Origin of the sequence: Rhizobium sp. WSM1274 (assembly GCF_025200775.1) — a bacterium.
Lineage (GTDB): Bacteria > Pseudomonadota > Alphaproteobacteria > Rhizobiales > Rhizobiaceae > Rhizobium > Rhizobium leguminosarum_I.
The window spans coordinates 3,602,400-3,619,141 of the sequence record NZ_CP104138.1; the positions used below are offsets into that span (position 1 = coordinate 3,602,400).

The following is a 16,742-nucleotide window of genomic DNA, read 5'->3' on the forward strand; positions in this document are numbered from 1 at the left end:
GGCAAGTCGTAAAATGTGGCTGGTATACATGCGCCGTTAAAAGGGGCGCTGACTTTCGGTTGTCAGCATTCGCTTGTCGAGACCGTATTTCTGCATCTTTTCGTAGAGTGTTTTCCGGGAAATACCGAGCGACTCATAGACCGGCCTGAGGCTGCCGCCATGAGCCACCAGCGCGCTGGCAATGACCCCCCGTTCGAATTCGGCGACACGCTCCGCAAGCCCGGTCGCTTCCTCTGCCTGTGGCCCGCCATCATCGAGACCGAGGACCAGACGGTCGGCGGCATTCCGGAGTTCGCGCACGTTGCCGGGCCAGTCGCGCTGAGCGATGTCGGAAATCACGTCCGGCGGCACCGCCATCTCATCGCGGCCGTAGCGGGCGGCCGCTTCCCGCACCAGTTGCAGGAAAAGCAGCGGAATGTCCGACCGCCGCTGCGACAGCGACGGCACATGCAGCGTCGCAACGTTCAGCCGGTAGAGGAGATCGGCGCGAAAGCGGCCGGCCGCCACTTCCGCTTCCAGATCCACCTTGCTGGTCGCGATGAAGCGCACGTCGAGCGGTACGATCTCGTTCGATCCGAGCCTGGAGATCACCCGCTCCTGCAGCACCCGCAGGAACTTCGCCTGCAGGTCGAAGGGCATGGAGCCGATCTCGTCGAGAAGGATCGTGCCGCCGCGCCCATGTTCGAACTTTCCATAGCGCGGCCTTACCGCGCCCGGAAAGGCTCCCACCTCATGGCCGAAGAGTTCGCTCTCGATCAGGTTTGCCGGAAGTGCGGCGCAATTGATCGCGATGAACGGCCGGCTCGCCCGGGCGCTGATGTCATGGAGCGCCCGCGCCACCACTTCCTTGCCGGCCCCCGTTTCCCCGACGATAAGCGTATCGGCATCGCTCGCCCCGATCGCCCGGATGCGATAGCGCAAATCCACCATCACCTGCGTGCGCCCCGGCAGCCGCGCCTCGATATCGTCGCGCTTGCCGGCGACCGCCTTCAGCAGCCGGTTTTCGAGCACGAGGCCGCGCCGCTCCATCGCCCGGCGGATGACGCCGGCGAGCATCTCCGGCGTGAACGGCTTCTCGATGAAATCATAGGCGCCCTCGCGCATCGCCTTCACCGCAAGCTGAACGTCGCCGTGGCCGGTGACGAGAATGACCGGCACCTCCGGGTCGAGCTCGCGGATCTTCTGCATCAGCGTCATGCCGTCCATGCCGGGCATGCGGATATCGCTGACGACGACGCCGGGAAAGCTGTAGCCGATCAGCTCCAGCACGTGGTCGCCGTTCGAATAGGTCTCGACACTGAAGCCGGAGAGCTCCAGCGCCTGCGCCGTCGAGCGTCGCAGTTCCTCCTCGTCGTCAACCAGCAGGATCTTTGCATCGTTCATTCCGCTGCCTCCGGCATCAGCCCTGCCGCCGATTGCAGCTCGATGCGGAACACCGCGCCCCCTTCGGGATGATTGGCAGCTGTAAGGCTGCCACCGAAATCCTTGATGATGTTATAGGAGATCGAAAGCCCGAGGCCGAGCCCCTTACCGACACCCTTCGTCGTGAAGAACGGGTCGAAGATGCGCTCGGCGATTGCGGCTGGCACGCCCGGTCCATGGTCCCGCACCGTCAGCACCACCTTGCCGGCTTCATCGAAGGCCGAAATCTCGATGCGCCGGTCATTAAGCCCTTCCACCGCATCGGCCGCATTCGAGATCACGTTGACCAGCACCTGCTGCAGCCGCACCGAACCGGCGCGCACCACCGGCGGACGCGGCCCGAGATCGAGCAGCAGTTCGGCATCTGCCGCCTTCAGCCGCCAGGCGATGATCTCGAGCGTGTCGCGCATCGCCTCGTCGAGGGAAACGGGGCCGAGCTTCTCGTTCGGTTTGCGGGCGAAGTTGCGCAGGTGACGGCTGATCGACGCCATCCGGTCGATCAGCCCGCCGATACGCCGGATATTGTCCCGCGCCTCTTCCGTCCGTCCACGGTCGATGAGCACCGAGGCGCTGTCCGTATAGGTCTTGGCCGCGGCGAGCGGCTGGTTGAACTCGTGCGAAAGAGCAGCCGACATCTGCCCGAGACCGGCAAGTTTTCCGGCCTGGATCAGGTCGGCCTGCGTTTGGCGGAGCTGCTGCTCGGTCTGCCGCCGCTCGGCGATCTCCTCTTCGATACGGCTGTTGACTCGGGCAAGATCGGCCGTGCGCTCCTCGACACGTCGTTCCAGCTCGTTGCGCGCCTCGGCCTGCATCTGCATGCGGTCGGCAAGCCGCGTCCGCCGCTGGCGCAGAACCGCCACCGTAAGCCCGGCGATGCACAGGATGAGAAAGACGGCCGCAAGCGCCGTGCGCGCCTGGGTGCGGATGGAACTCGTTTCCATCAGCACGTTCACCGTCCAGTCCTCGGCCGGCATGTAATGCGAGAGCACCAGATATTCGCTCGAGCCGCGTTCGCCGGCCAGCGTCATCAGCTCATGCTGGTCGAAGTGGTGTCGCGTCACTGGCAGCGCCGTCAGCCTGGCATTGGCATAACGCCGCGACGCCTCGGTGCGGGCGATGCGATCGGCCGTCAGCGGCAGGATGGCGCCGTAAAGCCATTCCGGGCTTCCCGACATGAAGATGATGCCCTCGGGATCGGAGACGAAGATCTTGTATTCGCCGCCGCCCCAGGAGGATTCGATCATGTCGATATCGACCTTGAAGACGATGACGCCGCGAATATCCGCGCCGGTCCGGATCGGTGCGGCAAAATAATAGCCGCGCTTCAGCGAGGTGGTGCCGAGCGCGTAGAACCGCGCCTGCCGGCCCTCGATCGCATCCTGGAAATAGGGCCTGTAGCTGAAATTCTGTCCGACGAAACTTGCAGGCCTATCGTAATTGCTGGCCGCGATCGTCTCTCCATCCGGCTTGACCACATAGATGTCGGAGGATTTCAGCAGTCCGTTGATCGCCTTGAGATAGAGATTGGCCGCATCGCGCAGCGCCTCATCCTCGGGCGCGCTCACCAGCTCCTTGATATCGTCGTGATCGGCGATCAGCGCCGGTAGCGCCTCGTAGCGGTTGAGATGGCCGCTGAGTGCCGAAACGGCAAGGCGCAGCGCCGTTCCGGCCTGCGCCGAAGCCTCCCCCATATAGACGCGCGTCGCAATCGCGCTTCCATAGGTGAAGAAAGCGAAGATGATCAGCGGCACGACCAGCAACGCCGCTATCGCACGATATCTCGAAGACAGAACCGGCTCCTCCCTTCCTGCCTCCACTCCCCAGCGAGGCATGCCCCATGGCACCGAGTTTAGTGAGCCCGGCAAGGATTTCCAAGGGGTCGCCCAAACTTGACACCGCCAAGGGCGGATGTCCTATTGCTGCATCGCAGGAGACCCACTCATGAGCGACGATCAGGCGCCCACCGACAGCAAGCTCACTACCTCCAAACGCCGTTGGGCGACCGAAGGTAAGTTCCTCACCGGCCGCATCAGTCGGCCCGAAGCCGAGCGCCTGCCGCCCGGCCAGCACCTTGTCAAGAACTGGCCGGTGCTCGATCTCGGCCAGCAGCCTGTCGTTTCGACCGATACATGGCGGCTCGACGTGCGCGGCCTCGTCGAAACGACGCTCACCCTCACCTGGGCCGCCTTCCAGGCGATCGAGCAGAGCACCAAAGTTAGCGATATCCACTGCGTCACCACTTGGTCGCGCTACGACAACAAATGGAAAGGCGTTTCGACGCGCGATCTGCTCGACCTCGCCATGCCGAAGCCAGAAGCCGGTTACGTCATGCTGACGAGTTATGACGGCTACACCACCAACCTGCCGCTCGCCGATTTCGCAGCCGAGGATGCGATCCTCGCCACGGCCTGGGAAAGCCTGCCGCTGACGCCGGAGCACGGCGGACCGATGCGCCTCGTCGTGCCGCATCTCTATTTCTGGAAAAGCGCCAAATGGCTGCGCCGCATCGAGTTGATATCAGCCGACCAGGCAGGCTTCTGGGAAAAGAACGGCTACCACATGTATGGCGATCCGTGGCGCGAGCAGCGCTATTCCAACGATTGAGCCTTCGGTTGCGAGAGGCGGCGAAGCACAAACACACCGAGGCCGAACAAAGAGGCGAGCCCCGTCAGAGACGCCATGCTGGCGACATGGAATGGGATCCCGCTCCAGCGCGGCTTGACGATATCGGCTGTGTTGAAGGCCTCGCCGCTGAACCGGCAGGTGATGAGCGCGAGACCGCGCCGCACCATGTCAGCATCGACAGCGGAAATGATTTCGCCTGCAGCAGCGGCCTCCCGCGGCATCTCGCGCATTGAAAGCAAGACGGCCTTGGTCGCGGCCAGATAGGCATGGGTGCATTCGTTGAACGGACTTTCCTCATCCGCCACGCTGCCCGGCATCCGGCCCCACAGACAGTAGGAATACTGGATCTCGGCATAGTTCAGCATGCGGCGAAACGGCTCGTTCGTATCGACTGCACGGGATGCAAGGTCGATAATCCCACTGCGATAGTCAGACATGACTGCCATCTCGCCATGGGAAATTTCCGGGATATCCAGGCCCGCATGGCTGCCGCCATCGCTGCGGCTATGAGCAAAAGCGCTTCCGGCAACCACACAAAAAAAGGCAGCCGCGGCAAATGCCGCCGACAGGAGTGGTATGGTTTTGCCGATTTTCATGCTTGCTCGAAAAGTTAAGGGTGCCGGCAAAGCGGCGCCCTTCGATTCCTTCAGTGAAATGCCGTTGCCGGCCGGCCGCGTTGTCCGTCCCTGACCGCAAGCCGCTTTTCCGCCAGCGCTCCGAAGGCCAAGCCCAAGGCTGCCCAGAGGATCGCGTGCATGCCGAGCGAAGTGGTGCGGAACCGCCAGAGCACCATCGCCGAGAAGTTCTCCGGCACCTCATTGATCGGCGGCAGCAGATAGAGCACGAGGCCGATGAAAACGAGATAGGCGATGCCGGCGATAATCGCGCCGTTCCAGAGACCGAAGCGCTCGGAAAGGCGGCGCGACAGCGCCACTGCGGCAACCAGCGCCGCAAGCGAGACGACGATCATCAGGAAGAACAGTTCGGTCCTGGCACCGATCGTGTCGGGATTGCCGACCGCCGGCGGGTTGGCCGGATACTTGATACCGGGAACGAGGACAACCGCCACGAAGGCGGCAATGGCGATGACGGCCGAGGTGCCGCGCGGCGAAAGGCTGCTGAAGCGGCCCTGCACGAAAGCGAAGGCGAGCGCGAAGAGCCCGCCGACGGCGACGCTGTAGGCCATGACACCGGTGAAAAGGCCAAGACCGGCCTGTGTGGCGCGGCTGACGATTTCGGGTTCGGCAGCCTCGCCGGCGGCCTGGGCGCTTGCCTCTTCGAAGGCGATCGCCGCATCGACCAGCGGCTCGCCGAACATATGGGCGAAAGCGAAAACGAGGATGCCAGCCATCAGGCCCGCGAGCATGCCGCGAAGCAGAAGGTTTCCAACCATGTCAGGAACTCCGATCGCGAAGCGCTTTAGTGGCAGGGAAAGCCAAGGAGATGGCGGCCGTCATGCACGAATTCGTGCACATACATGCCGTTTAACAGCGCCATCGCGCCTTCCTCGGTGCCGACGAAATAGAGGACAATGAGCATCAGCAGGCCGCCGAAGATCGCCCAGGGCAGGATCTCGCCTACAGGGATCGGCGCCGGTACAGCAACGGGCGCGAAAGTGGTGTCAGACATGTATTCCTCCGGGAATGACGCGTTCAGTCGAAAGAGTGCTTGTGCAGTAGGGTCTGACTTCCAGCGCGAAGAGCTCACGCTGGTCACAGTGGCGCGACCGCGCCGGACTTACACCGGCTTCCAAACCCGCAACAGCACGGTTATATCTGCACGCCGAAGAGACTGTCAACGAAACTTCACAAGCCGGCGAAGGACGCTGTCGCCGCATTCCGGGAGACAAGAACGACTGTGAACACGCGCCTCACCTGGATCTGCCACGGCGCGACGGCAGCAAGCCGCAAGGCCCTGTTCCCGCTCGACGAACCGCTGGAGGACAAGGCAGTGAAGGAGGCCGGCAGGATGATCGCCCCGCCCCGCGCCGATTGTATTGTCACGAGCCCCGCCTTGCGCGCCCGTCAAACTGCTGATGCGCTGCGCCTCGAAGCCCGGATAGATCAGGCGCTTTGCGACTGCGACCATGGCCGCTGGGCCGGCAGGTCAATCGCGGCGATCGGGACCGAAGAGCCGGAAAACCTCATGGGGTGGATGAGCGATCCGGAAGCGGCTCCGCATGGCGGCGAGAGCCTTGTTGATCTGCGCAAGCGCATCGCCGGCTGGATGGATGGACAGACTGTTCTCGACGGCCACATCATTGCAATCAGCCATGCGGCCGTCATCCGGGCAGCGATCGTGCATGTGCTTCAGGCGCCACTCTCCTCCTTCTGGCTGAGCGACGTCGAGCCGCTTTCCGTTATCCGCATGACCAGCAACGGACAGCGCTGGTCTCTGCGCTTCCAGCATTAGAGACTGCTGATCTTATCCAGCTTTGCACAAGCAAATCGCGTCATCTCTGTTGAACCCGGCTTTGCGGGAACTACTTCCTTGTCCCAAGGAGATGGAAGAATGACATATGATTGGAGTGGCGAGCGCACACGACGCCTGCGTTTCATGCGTGTCGCCACAGTCACGGTTCTGGTCGGTCTCATTGTCAGCGTTCCGCTGCTGATCGTCACCGCCTGAAGCACTGGAAAGGGCGAGCGATGCATTAGCACGCTCGCCTTCGTTCTTTCCCGCATGAGCCAGTCTTCTGAACCATTAAGGGCATCGCGCTGATAACGACGCCCTGATTCCCCACAAGCCTCTCGGGTCTCTCTGCGGCACGCAACAGGCTGCTGCCTCTGATAATTCGCCTTCTGGTTTCAACAAACATTTCAGACTTTCGTGATATTTCCGCGAAGGTGGAGATGGAGAAGGCATGATGCCGGTGTTTTTCCAAAGCAGGGCCGGACGGCAATGCGTGTCGATCGTGGTGTCTGGAGTGACCCTCTGGCTTCTCGGCACGCTGCTACAGCTCGACGACAGCCTGGTCGCCTTCCTGATCGGATTCGGCGAGTATGGCGCCGACAAGGTCGTTCTGGCGCTCGGCATCGCCGGCGCCATGAGCTTCATCTATTCGGTGCTGCGCATCGCCGACCTGCGTAAGGAAATGGAACTGCGCGCGGCCGCCCAGGCAAAAGCCGATTGGACCGCGACCCACGACCATCTCACCAAGCTGCCCAACCGCTACGCCTTCGAGCGCAAGATCCTCTCACGGCCGATCAAAGACGACGAGGCCGAGATCGAGGAGTGGGACCGCAACGTCACCATCTTCTCCGTCGACCTCGACGGCTTCAAGAAGGTCAACGACCTTGTCGGCCACAAGGGCGGCGACATCCTGTTGATCGAGGTTGCCAGACGCATCTGCGCGCTCGGCAATGCCGACTGCGTCTATCGCTTCGGCGGCGACGAATTCATCATCGTCGCCTTCGCCCTGACGGCGCAACGCGAGGAGCGTTTTGCCAAGCTGCTGATTCAGGCCGTCACCCGGCCCATCCATATCGATGGCTTTGCCGTCGAAGTCGGCGCCAGCGTCGGCTACGACCGCTGGGCCGAGGGAGCCGAGCCGCTGGAAGATGCCGCCCACCGTGCCGACCTCGCCATGTACGAGGCAAAATCTCGCGGGCCTAACCATTATTTGGTTTTCGAACCTTCGATGCAGGACAAGGTAACGGAACGTGCCGCTCTGGAAACCAGGCTGCGTGCCGCAATTTCCAACAAGGCGATCAAGCCCTTCTATCAGCCGCTGATCGACCTGAAGACCGGTCAGCTCTGCGGATTCGAGGCGCTGGCGCGCTGGATCAGCGACGACGGTGTCAATATTCCCCCGCCGGTCTTTATCGATATCGCCGAGGAAACCGGCATGATCACGGCATTGTTCGAGGATCTTCTCGCCCAGGCCTGCAGCGACGCCCTCACCTGGCCGGAGCATGTGATGTTGTCCTTCAACGTCTCGCCGGTGCAGATGGAAGACAGGTTGCTGACGTCGCGCATTCTCAAGGTGCTTTCGGCAAGCCGGCTGCCGCCGCAGCGCCTGGAAGTGGAGATCACCGAAAACGCGCTGATCCAGGATCCCGCCGTCGCCGCCCTCATTCTTGACGAGCTGCATGCGGCCGGCATCCAGATCGCCCTCGACGATTTCGGCACGGGCTATTCGAGCCTCGCCCAGCTCGCCCGCTATCGTTTCGACAAGATCAAGATCGACAAAAGCTTCATCGCCACCTATCGCGACGACGAGCGCCAGGAAAAGATCGTTCGCGCCATGCTCGGTCTCGGCAGGAGCCTCAACATCAAGACGACGGCCGAAGGCATCGAGGAGCACGGCCAGCTCGCCTTCCTGCTGCAGCTCGGCTGCGATATCGGCCAAGGTTACCTTTTCGGCAAGGCGATGCCCGCCGCCGAAGCGGGCATCTTCATCGGCGATCGTAATGCCAGCCTGGCCTCCACGGCCTGACGGGACGCCTAAAAAATCTGACGCATGATCACGAACAGCACGAAGGCGATCGCGATCGAGGCCGGCAGCGTCAGCACCCAGGCCATCAGCATGTTGCGCACCGTCGACCATTGCAGGCCGGAACCGTTCGCCGCCATGGTGCCGGCAACGCCTGACGACAGGACATGGGTGGTCGAGACCGGCAGGCCGAGATGGTCGGCCGAAGCGATGGTGACCATCGCCACGACTTCGGCTGCCGCACCCTGACCATAGGTCAGATGCGTCTTGCCGATCTTTTCGCCGACGGTGACGACGATGCGCTTCCAGCCCACCATGGTGCCGAGGCCAAGCGCGATTGCGACCGCCACTTTCACCCAGAGCGGGATGAACTTGGTCGCGTTGTCGACTGCCTTGTGGTAGTTCGTGACCGCGCTGAGGTCGCCGGCGTCCATCGGCAGCAGCTTTTGCTTGTCGATCAGCTTCAGCGCCTCGCCGATCAGATAGATGTCGTTGCGGACGTTGCCGACGAGATTGGTCGGCACCGCTTCGAGCGTCGGGAAGGCGGCGACCTCGGCACTGGTCTGGTGGATATATTGCTGCAGGGCCGGCGTCGTCGCATCCGTCCAGGTCTTGTTCTTGACGGCGTTGCTGACTTCGGCCTTGTAGTCCGCAACGGTCACCCCAGGCTTCACATATTTGCCGAGCGCGGCTTCCACCTGGACAGATGCCGACTTGTAGGCTTCGAGATAGTTGACATCGGGCGTGCGGTTCAGCGCGAAAGCCGTCGGCACCAGGCCGATAAGGATGAGCATGATGAGGCCCATGCCCTTCTGGCCGTCGTTGGAGCCGTGAGCGAAGCTGACGCCGGTGCAGGTAAAGATCAGGATCGCGCGGATCCAGAGCGGCGGCGGCTGGCTGCCCTTCGGTTCGGCATAAAGCGCCTTGTTGCGCACCAGAACCTTCATGACCAGCAGGAGAACAGCGGAAAGGCCAAAGCCGATCAGCGGCGAGATCAAAAGCGAGAGGCCGATATTGGTCGCCTGCGACCAGTCCACGCCGCTGGTCGCCGTGCCTGCCGGCGCCAGGACCTGGTTGGCAAGGCCGACGCCGATGATCGATCCCACAAGCGTGTGCGAACTCGATGACGGCAGGCCGAGATACCAGGTGCCAAGGTTCCAGACGATCGCGGCGATCAGCAGCGCGAAGACCATGGCAAGGCCGGAGCCGGAACCGACCTGCAGGATCAATTCCACCGGCAGCAGCGCCAGGATGCCGAAGGCGACGGCACCGCTCGAAGTCAGCACGCCGAGGAAGTTGAAGAAGCCGGACCAGATGACGGCAAATTCCGCCGGCATGGAACGGGTGTAGATCACGGTGGCGACGGCATTGGCCGTATCATGGAAACCGTTGACGAACTCGAAGCCGAGCGCGATGAGCAGCGCAAGGCCGAGGAGAATCCAGGGAACGGCAACTGCGGTCGTCAGGTCGCGGGCGAGTGCATAGGCGACATATCCAAGGCCGCAAACCAGAACGAGTGCGAACAGCGGCAAGAACCATTTGCCGGCCGAATTCGAACTGTGGAGCGGATGGGAAGCGTCGCTATGAACCTGGCTGGGGGCAATATCGGCCATGGCATAGTTCCTTATTCCGTTTGCAAATTTGCCTTTTGTTAATAATTCCGCCGCGTGAAGCTCTCATGACGCCCTGGCTGATCCGCCCGTAAGACACTGACACTGCGCGATATTAACCGTCACATGCTCGTCCCGGCACATTCGTGAAACATGCCGTATGTCGATCACGGCCGCCCAAGACGGTCGTGAGCGCTTCGACAAAAAACGAGCAGCGGGCGAATAACTTCTTTCCGCCGGAAGCCTCGACGCTAAGTTTGGTCGTGACCACAACCGTGCGGAGTCTTTGAGACATGCCATCGACCGACCTGCTCCTCACTTTCAACGCCGGTTCCTCGACGGTGAAGATCGGCATCTTCGCGATCGACGGCGATGCGGCGCGGCGCATCGGCAAGGGTGTGATCGATTTCCGCGCCGAGCCGCTGTCTCTCAGCCTGACAGCGGGGCCACAGACAATCGAGATGCCGCTGAAGGCGGAGACGACGGAAGACCTGCATGGCGTCATCGACGAGACCTTTTCCCTTCTCGCCGGGCATTTCGATATCGCCGCCGTGCGCGCAGCCGGCCACCGCGTCGTCCATGGCGGCGAGCGCTTCACCAGCGCCGTCGCCCTTAATGACGCCGCGATCGATGCGGTCGACGCGCTGACCTCGCTTGCGCCCCTGCACCAGCCGCAGGCGCTACGTTTCATCCGTGCGCTCCGGCATCTGAAACCGCATCTTGCCCAGACGGCCTCCTTCGACACGGCCTTCCACGCCACCCAGGACGATCTCGTTCGCCGCTTCGCCATTCCTCGGATGCTGCATGACGAGGGCATCAAGCGTTACGGCTTCCACGGCCTGTCCTATAAATTCATCGCCAGCGAGTTTCGCCGCAAGGGGCCGCCCGCGGCAAAAGTGGTCGTCGCCCATCTCGGCAGCGGCGCCAGCCTCTGTGCGCTGGAGGACGGCGTCAGCCGCGATTGCAGCATGGGCTTTTCGACGCTCGACGGCATCCCGATGGCGACGCGTCCGGGCTGGCTCGATCCCGGCGTCATCCTGCATCTGGCCGGAGAGAGGAAACAGTCCTTCGCAGAGATCGAGGATCTGCTCTATCACAACGCCGGCCTGCTCGGCGTCTCCGGGATCAGCGCCGATACGCGCGACCTGTTGAAGGACGGACGGCCGCAGGCACACCAGGCGATCGACCTCTTCACGCTGCGCATTGCTGGTGAAATCGGCCGCATGGCGGCGACGTTGAATGGCCTTGACGCTATCGTTTTCACCGCAGGCATCGGCGAACATCAACCGGAGATCCGCGCAGGCGTGGCCAGGCGGCTGGTCTGGCTTGGCCTTACGATCAACGAAAAGGCCAATGCCGCCAATGGTTTCACCATTAGCGCGCGGGAAAGCCGCATCGCCGCTCACGTCATCGCCACCGATGAGGAACAAATCATCGCCGACGAGGCGTTGACCGTTCTTGGCAGTGGCTGATCCAGATCAACAGCTTGCCGGCATCAGCCGGTAGAATTGACGTTGAAGACGTTTTCAAACGGGAGAAACCCATGGATAAGCATGTCTCGACCGCTGCCCTTACCGATGCCGAACTTACGCTCATCGACCGCTATTGGCGCGCCGCCAACTATCTCTCCATCGGCCAGATCTATCTGCTGGCCAATCCGCTGCTGCGCGAGCCGCTGAAACCGGAGCACATCAAGCCCCGGCTGCTCGGCCACTGGGGCACGACACCCGGCCTCAACTTCATCTACGCGCATCTGAACCGCCTCATCCGCGCTCGCGACCTCGACATCATCTACATGTGCGGCCCCGGCCATGGCGGGCCTGGCATGGTCGCCAACACCTATCTCGAAGGCATCTACAGCGAGATCTATCCCGATATTTCCGAGGATGCGGAGGGCATGCGCAAGCTCTTCCGGCAGTTCTCCTTCCCCGGCGGCATTCCGAGCCACGCGGCACCCGAAACACCGGGCTCGATCCACGAGGGTGGCGAACTCGGTTACGCCCTCGTCCATGCCTATGGCGCCGCCTTCGACAATCCCGATCTGATCGTTGCCTGCGTCGTCGGCGACGGCGAGGCCGAAACCGGGCCGCTCGCAGCAAGCTGGCACTCCAACAAATTTCTGAACCCTGCCCGCGACGGCGTCGTGCTGCCGATCCTGCATCTGAACGGCTACAAGATCGCCAATCCGACCATTCTTGGCCGCGCCAGTCACGAGGATTTGCGGAGCCTCTTTGAAGGCTACGGCTATGAGCCCTTCTTCGTTGAGGGTCACGAGCCGCGCGATATGCACCAGCAGATGGCCGCGACCTTCGACAGGGTCTTCGACCGCATTCGCGAAATCCAGGAGGAAGCCCGCAATGGCAAAGCGCCCGATATCAGCCCGCGCTGGCCGATGATCGTGCTGCGCAGCCCGAAGGGCTGGACAGGACCGAAGGAAGTCGACGGCAAGAAGGTCGAAGGCTTCTGGCGCTCCCACCAGGTGCCGGTCTCCAACTGCCGCGAGAACGAAGGGCATCGCAAGATCCTCGAGGACTGGATGCGCAGCTATGATCCGCAGGACCTGTTCGGCAGCGACGGCCGGCTGAAACCCGAGCTGCGGGCGCTCGCCCCTGTCGGCGAGCGCCGCATGGGCGCCAATCCGAACGCCAATGGCGGTTTGCTGCGCAAAGAGCTCGACGTTCCAAGTATACGCGACTACGCGGTCGATATCGGCAAGCACGGCAGCGCCATGGTGCAGTCGACGGAAATCCTCGGCCATTACCTGCGCGACACGATGAAGCGCAACGCGAAGGCTGCCAATTTCCGTATCTTCGGCCCCGACGAGACAGAGTCGAACCGTCTCGGCAGCGTCTTCGAAGTCACCGACCGTGTCTGGATGGAGGGTATCGAGCCCTACGACGTCCACTTGTCTCGGGATGGACGTGTCATGGAGGTGCTGAGCGAACATCTCTGCCAGGGCTGGCTGGAAGGCTATCTATTGACTGGCCGGCACGGCCTGTTTTCCTGCTACGAGGCCTTCATCCACATCATCGATTCCATGTTCAACCAGCACGCCAAATGGCTGAAGGTGACGCGGGAACTCGAGTGGAGAAAGCCGATCTCGTCGCTGAACTACCTGCTGACCTCGCATGTCTGGCGTCAGGACCACAACGGCTTCAGCCATCAAGATCCCGGCTTCGTCGACCTCGTCGCCAACAAGAAGGCCGATATCGTCCGCATCTACCTGCCGCCGGATGCCAACACCCTGCTCTGGGTCGGCGACCATTGCCTGCGCACCTATGACCGCATCAACGTCATTGTCGCCGGCAAGCAGCCGGAGCCGCAATGGCTGTCGATAGACGAGGCGGTGAAACATTGCGAGGCCGGCATCGGCATCTGGCACTGGGCGAGCAACGAGGACGACACGATCCTGCCCGATCTCGTCATGGCCTGCGCCGGCGATGTGCCGACCATGGAGACGCTTGCCGCCGTCGATCTTCTGCGCAACGCCATTCCGGAACTGAAGATCCGCACTGTCAACGTCGTCGATCTCCTGGCACTGCAATCCAGGGATCAGCATCCGCACGGCCTGACCGATGAGGCATTTGATGCGATCTTCACATCAGACAAACCTGTCATTTTCGCCTATCACGGCTATCCCTATCTCATCCACCGTCTGACCTATAAACGCACCAACCACCGCAACATCCACGTCCGCGGCTTCATCGAGGAAGGTACGACGACGACCCCCTTCGACATGACCGTCCTCAATGAACTCGACCGCTTCCACCTCGCCATCGAAGCGATCGAGCGTGTGCCGGGCCTGAAGGAAAAGGCAGGCGAAGCGCTCGCAGCCTTCCGCGGCAAGCTTGCGGAGCATCACGACTATGTCCGTGAATATGGTGAGGACATGCCGGAGGTGCGGAACTGGACCTGGCCGGCGGCGTGAAACGAAAACCAGAGGGAATCGCGCGGAACTGGTCGGCAGAGATCATCCGGCGGGAGCAATCGTCAAGCAAAGTCTAAAGTTGGTGAAAACCATCGGCGCACTGTTCCTTGAAGGCCGCATCGTAAGCTATGCATCTGAGGCAAGCTTCAAGGCCGTCGACCGAGGAAACGACATGAAAAGTTTCGCTGCCACGCTTACCGCCGCCCGGCTGGAAGAGGTGCTCGCCTTCTACATGACGCCCGAAGCCCAGCGCGATGGCTCAGACGATGCCGTCAAGTCAGCTGAGGAACGAGACGCATACGAGACCCGCGGCGGCGAACGCGCCCGCAACACGGAAGAGGGCGTCAAAGCCTGGTAGGGCAGTTGCGCGCCGCAACCATTGCGGGTGGCCTATACACCTTCAAGCCGAACCTTCTCCTTCATGCGCCAGACCCGCGGCGTTTCTCCGGTGTATTTAACGAAGAATCGCGAGAAATAGGCGGGGTCGGCAAAGCCGAGCCGAAATCCGATTTCCTGAACGCTGCCCAGCGTGAAAACCAGCTGGCGTTTCGCCTCTTCGACGAGTTTGCCGGCGATCAATTCATGAGGAGTATTGCCGGTCATCGACCGGACGATACGGGTGAGATGCGTCGGGGAAAGCCCAAGCTCCCTGGCGTAGAAGGACGCGGGCTTGTGTGACCGAAAATGTTGCTGAATGAGTTCGCTCAGCATTTCCATCCGCCGCTCGTTCTCGTTTGGCGGAAGCTCCTGCGTATTCCCCTCATGGGAAATCCTCGCCGTCAGCCGCAGCGCCAAGGCGACATAGGCGGCCAATGCCTCGTTGCGGCCGCTGCGGCGGTTCTCGAATTCGTCGCCCAGCCGCTTCAACGTCTGCATGACATAGGCAGCCTCGGCATGATCGGGATCGAGCGGCGTCAGGTGCGGCGCCGCCAGCCATTCGCCGAGATGGCTCCGGTCGCCGGGCGGATGGCTGAGATGGGATCTCAACAGGGTGATCACCAGGCCGTCGATATCGCGTGAAAAACGAAAGCCATGGTTGAGCCCGGGCGGCACGGTGATGATGGCCGGGGGACGGATGGCATGGCTGTTTTCGCCCAAGATCGCATCGCCTGACCCGCCTTCGATGTACAATATCTGAAAGAAACTCTCGTGACGGTGCGGTCGAATCTCCCAGTGATGCAAGCTGCTGCGGGAGCGAATTGTTTCGCAATGCAACCAAAAATCGGGCTTTCGCCCGGTATTCTCACCGTAGAGTTCGTAGGTAGGGACATGTCTGCTCATAGGGCTGCTCCCGCACTAATGTTCGATTCGTGCAATTTTTCGGCCGGAATGTCCATTGCTGCGACAGAGACAACACGACAGAATCTGGCAAAACGCAAAAATGCAGGGAGGAAGCATTTGCGAACTCAGGTCGCCATCATCGGTTCGGGACCATCCGGCCTGCTGCTCGGCCAGCTTCTGACCGAAGCCGGCATCGAGAATGTCATTCTCGATCGCGTGAACAAGGATTACATCCTCGGCCGGGTTCGTGCCGGCGTTCTGGAGGAAGGCACCGTCGGGCTGCTGGATCAGGCCAAATCAGGCGCGAGGCTGCATGCCGAAGGCCTGCTGCATGACGGTTTCTCGCTGGCCTTCGACGGCCGCGACCATCGCATCGACCTTCACGAATTGACCGGCGGCAGGCGCGTTACTGTTTATGGACAGACTGAGGTAACGCGCGATCTCATGGCGCGGCGCGAAGAAAGCGGCTCCCTGTCGATTTACGATGCCGTCGATGTCGCCCCGCATGATTTCGACGGCCATTCTCCCTTCGTCACCTATGTGAAAGATGGTGTTGCCAAGCGCATCGATTGTGACTTCATCGCCGGCTGCGACGGCTTTCACGGCGCCAGCCGCAAGGCCATCCCTGAACGGGCGATCAGGAGTTTCGAGAAGGTCTATCCCTTTGGCTGGCTGGGGGTCCTTGCCGACGTGGCGCCTGTCAGCCATGAGTTGATCTACGCCAACCATCCAAGGGGCTTTGCGCTCTGTTCGATGCGCTCGGCCACCCGCAGCCGCTACTACATTCAATGCGCGCTCGACGAGAAGATCGAGGACTGGAGCGACGATCGCTTCTGGGACGAACTGAGACGGCGTCTGCCGGTGCATCACGCCGAGGCTTTGGCGACCGCGTCGTCCTTCGAGAAATCGATCGCGCCGCTACGCTCCTTCGTTGCCGAGCCGATGCGTTTCGACCGGCTTTTCCTGGTCGGCGACGCCGCCCATATCGTCCCTCCGACCGGCGCCAAGGGACTGAACCTTGCGGCCAGCGACGTTCATTATCTTTTCTCCGGGCTGATCGAGCATTACCGCGAAGGCTCGAATAGTGGCATCGACGCTTACTCGCAGAAGGCGCTCGCCCGCGTGTGGAAAGCCGTGCGGTTTTCCTGGTGGATGACGACGATGATGCATCGCTTTCCGGATACCGGGGATTTTGACCAGAAGATCCAGGAGGCGGAGCTCGACTATCTCACCCATTCCCGCGCCGCCTCGACGGTGCTTGCGGAGAATTATGTGGGGCTGCCATTCTGATAGAAGTGTCTGAGGTGGGCCATGGACCAAAATTCGACCGTAGAACGGGCCGCCGATAGTTCCGCTCTTCGAGCTACAATCATAATTGTACAGTTATGGATTACGGTACTTATTTCATTTTACATCACCATTTCGCATGACAGGTTGGCGC

Annotated in this window: 14 protein-coding genes and 1 riboswitch; of the genes, 7 read left to right on the plus strand and 7 right to left on the minus strand. The window is 61.7% G+C overall.

The window, feature by feature from the left end; all coding sequences use genetic code 11:
• Positions 1–36 precede the first annotated feature (36 nt).
• Positions 37–1,383, minus strand: coding sequence for a sigma-54-dependent transcriptional regulator (locus N2600_RS18015; protein WP_162118819.1), 1,347 nt, complete (start codon positions 1,381–1,383; stop codon positions 37–39).
• Positions 1,380–3,254, minus strand: a complete 1,875-nt coding sequence (locus N2600_RS18020) for a sensor histidine kinase (RefSeq protein WP_260109355.1) — start codon at positions 3,252–3,254, stop codon at positions 1,380–1,382. The genes N2600_RS18015 and N2600_RS18020 overlap by 4 nt, the downstream gene beginning before the upstream one ends.
• A 109-nt stretch (positions 3,255–3,363) precedes the next feature.
• Here N2600_RS18020 and N2600_RS18025 point away from each other — a divergent pair, with 109 nt between their 5' ends.
• Positions 3,364–4,026, plus strand: a complete 663-nt coding sequence (locus N2600_RS18025; RefSeq protein ID WP_162118820.1) for a sulfite oxidase-like oxidoreductase — start codon at positions 3,364–3,366, stop codon at positions 4,024–4,026.
• Here the strand turns inward: N2600_RS18025 and N2600_RS18030 are convergent.
• The 3 genes from N2600_RS18030 to N2600_RS18040 are packed head-to-tail and all read right to left on the minus strand — an operon-like array spanning position 4,011 to position 5,676.
• On the minus strand, positions 4,011–4,643 hold the full coding sequence (locus N2600_RS18030; protein ID WP_260296978.1) for a hypothetical protein: 633 nt from the start codon (positions 4,641–4,643) through the stop codon (positions 4,011–4,013). The genes N2600_RS18025 and N2600_RS18030 overlap by 16 nt on opposite strands.
• Before the next feature lie 50 nt (positions 4,644–4,693).
• On the minus strand, positions 4,694–5,440 hold the full coding sequence (locus tag N2600_RS18035) for a CbtA family protein (protein ID WP_260296979.1): 747 nt from the start codon (positions 5,438–5,440) through the stop codon (positions 4,694–4,696).
• A 26-nt stretch (positions 5,441–5,466) separates the two neighbouring features.
• A complete protein-coding gene (locus N2600_RS18040) occupies positions 5,467–5,676 on the minus strand; it encodes a CbtB domain-containing protein (RefSeq protein ID WP_260296980.1) in 210 nt (69 codons plus the stop codon).
• A 13-nt stretch (positions 5,677–5,689) separates the two neighbouring features.
• Positions 5,690–5,827, minus strand: a riboswitch (adenosylcobalamin (AdoCbl) riboswitch).
• A 77-nt stretch (positions 5,828–5,904) separates the two neighbouring features.
• Between N2600_RS18040 and N2600_RS18045 the strand changes: the two genes are divergently transcribed.
• Together N2600_RS18045 and N2600_RS18050 are read left to right on the plus strand one after the other, a co-directional pair.
• Positions 5,905–6,459 (plus strand): histidine phosphatase family protein, encoded by a 555-nt coding sequence (locus N2600_RS18045; RefSeq protein ID WP_260296982.1) that lies wholly within the window; start codon positions 5,905–5,907, stop codon positions 6,457–6,459.
• Between the two features lie 454 nt (positions 6,460–6,913).
• Positions 6,914–8,485 carry a putative bifunctional diguanylate cyclase/phosphodiesterase gene (locus tag N2600_RS18050; RefSeq protein ID WP_260296983.1) on the plus strand — a complete coding sequence of 524 codons (1,572 nt, stop codon included), beginning with the start codon at positions 6,914–6,916 and terminating at the stop codon, positions 8,483–8,485.
• Positions 8,486–8,493: 8 nt separating this feature from the next.
• On the opposite strand, the gene N2600_RS18055 is transcribed toward N2600_RS18050, so the two are convergent.
• Positions 8,494–10,095: an inorganic phosphate transporter gene (locus N2600_RS18055; RefSeq protein ID WP_260109360.1), complete on the minus strand. Its 1,602-nt coding sequence runs from the start codon at positions 10,093–10,095 to the stop codon at positions 8,494–8,496.
• A gap of 290 nt (positions 10,096–10,385) precedes the next feature.
• Here N2600_RS18055 and N2600_RS18060 point away from each other — a divergent pair, with 290 nt between their 5' ends.
• The 3 genes from N2600_RS18060 (at position 10,386) to N2600_RS18070 (ending at position 14,378) form a co-directional block, all read left to right on the plus strand.
• Positions 10,386–11,564: an acetate/propionate family kinase gene (locus tag N2600_RS18060; protein ID WP_260296988.1), complete on the plus strand. Its 1,179-nt coding sequence runs from the start codon at positions 10,386–10,388 to the stop codon at positions 11,562–11,564.
• 71 nt (positions 11,565–11,635) lie between these two features.
• A complete protein-coding gene (locus N2600_RS18065; RefSeq protein ID WP_260296989.1) occupies positions 11,636–14,020 on the plus strand; it encodes a phosphoketolase family protein in 2,385 nt (794 codons plus the stop codon).
• Between the two features lie 79 nt (positions 14,021–14,099).
• Complete coding sequence (locus tag N2600_RS18070; protein WP_311319293.1) at positions 14,100–14,378, plus strand: hypothetical protein; 279 nt, start codon at positions 14,100–14,102, stop codon at positions 14,376–14,378.
• 32 nt (positions 14,379–14,410) lie between these two features.
• Here N2600_RS18070 and N2600_RS18075 read toward each other — a convergent pair whose 3' ends face one another.
• Positions 14,411–15,301 carry a helix-turn-helix domain-containing protein gene (locus tag N2600_RS18075; protein ID WP_170279757.1) on the minus strand — a complete coding sequence of 297 codons (891 nt, stop codon included), beginning with the start codon at positions 15,299–15,301 and terminating at the stop codon, positions 14,411–14,413.
• Positions 15,302–15,418: 117 nt separating this feature from the next.
• Here N2600_RS18075 and pobA point away from each other — a divergent pair, with 117 nt between their 5' ends.
• Positions 15,419–16,591, plus strand: coding sequence for a 4-hydroxybenzoate 3-monooxygenase (gene pobA, locus N2600_RS18080; protein WP_170279758.1), 1,173 nt, complete (start codon positions 15,419–15,421; stop codon positions 16,589–16,591).
• Positions 16,592–16,742: the final 151 nt, after the last annotated feature.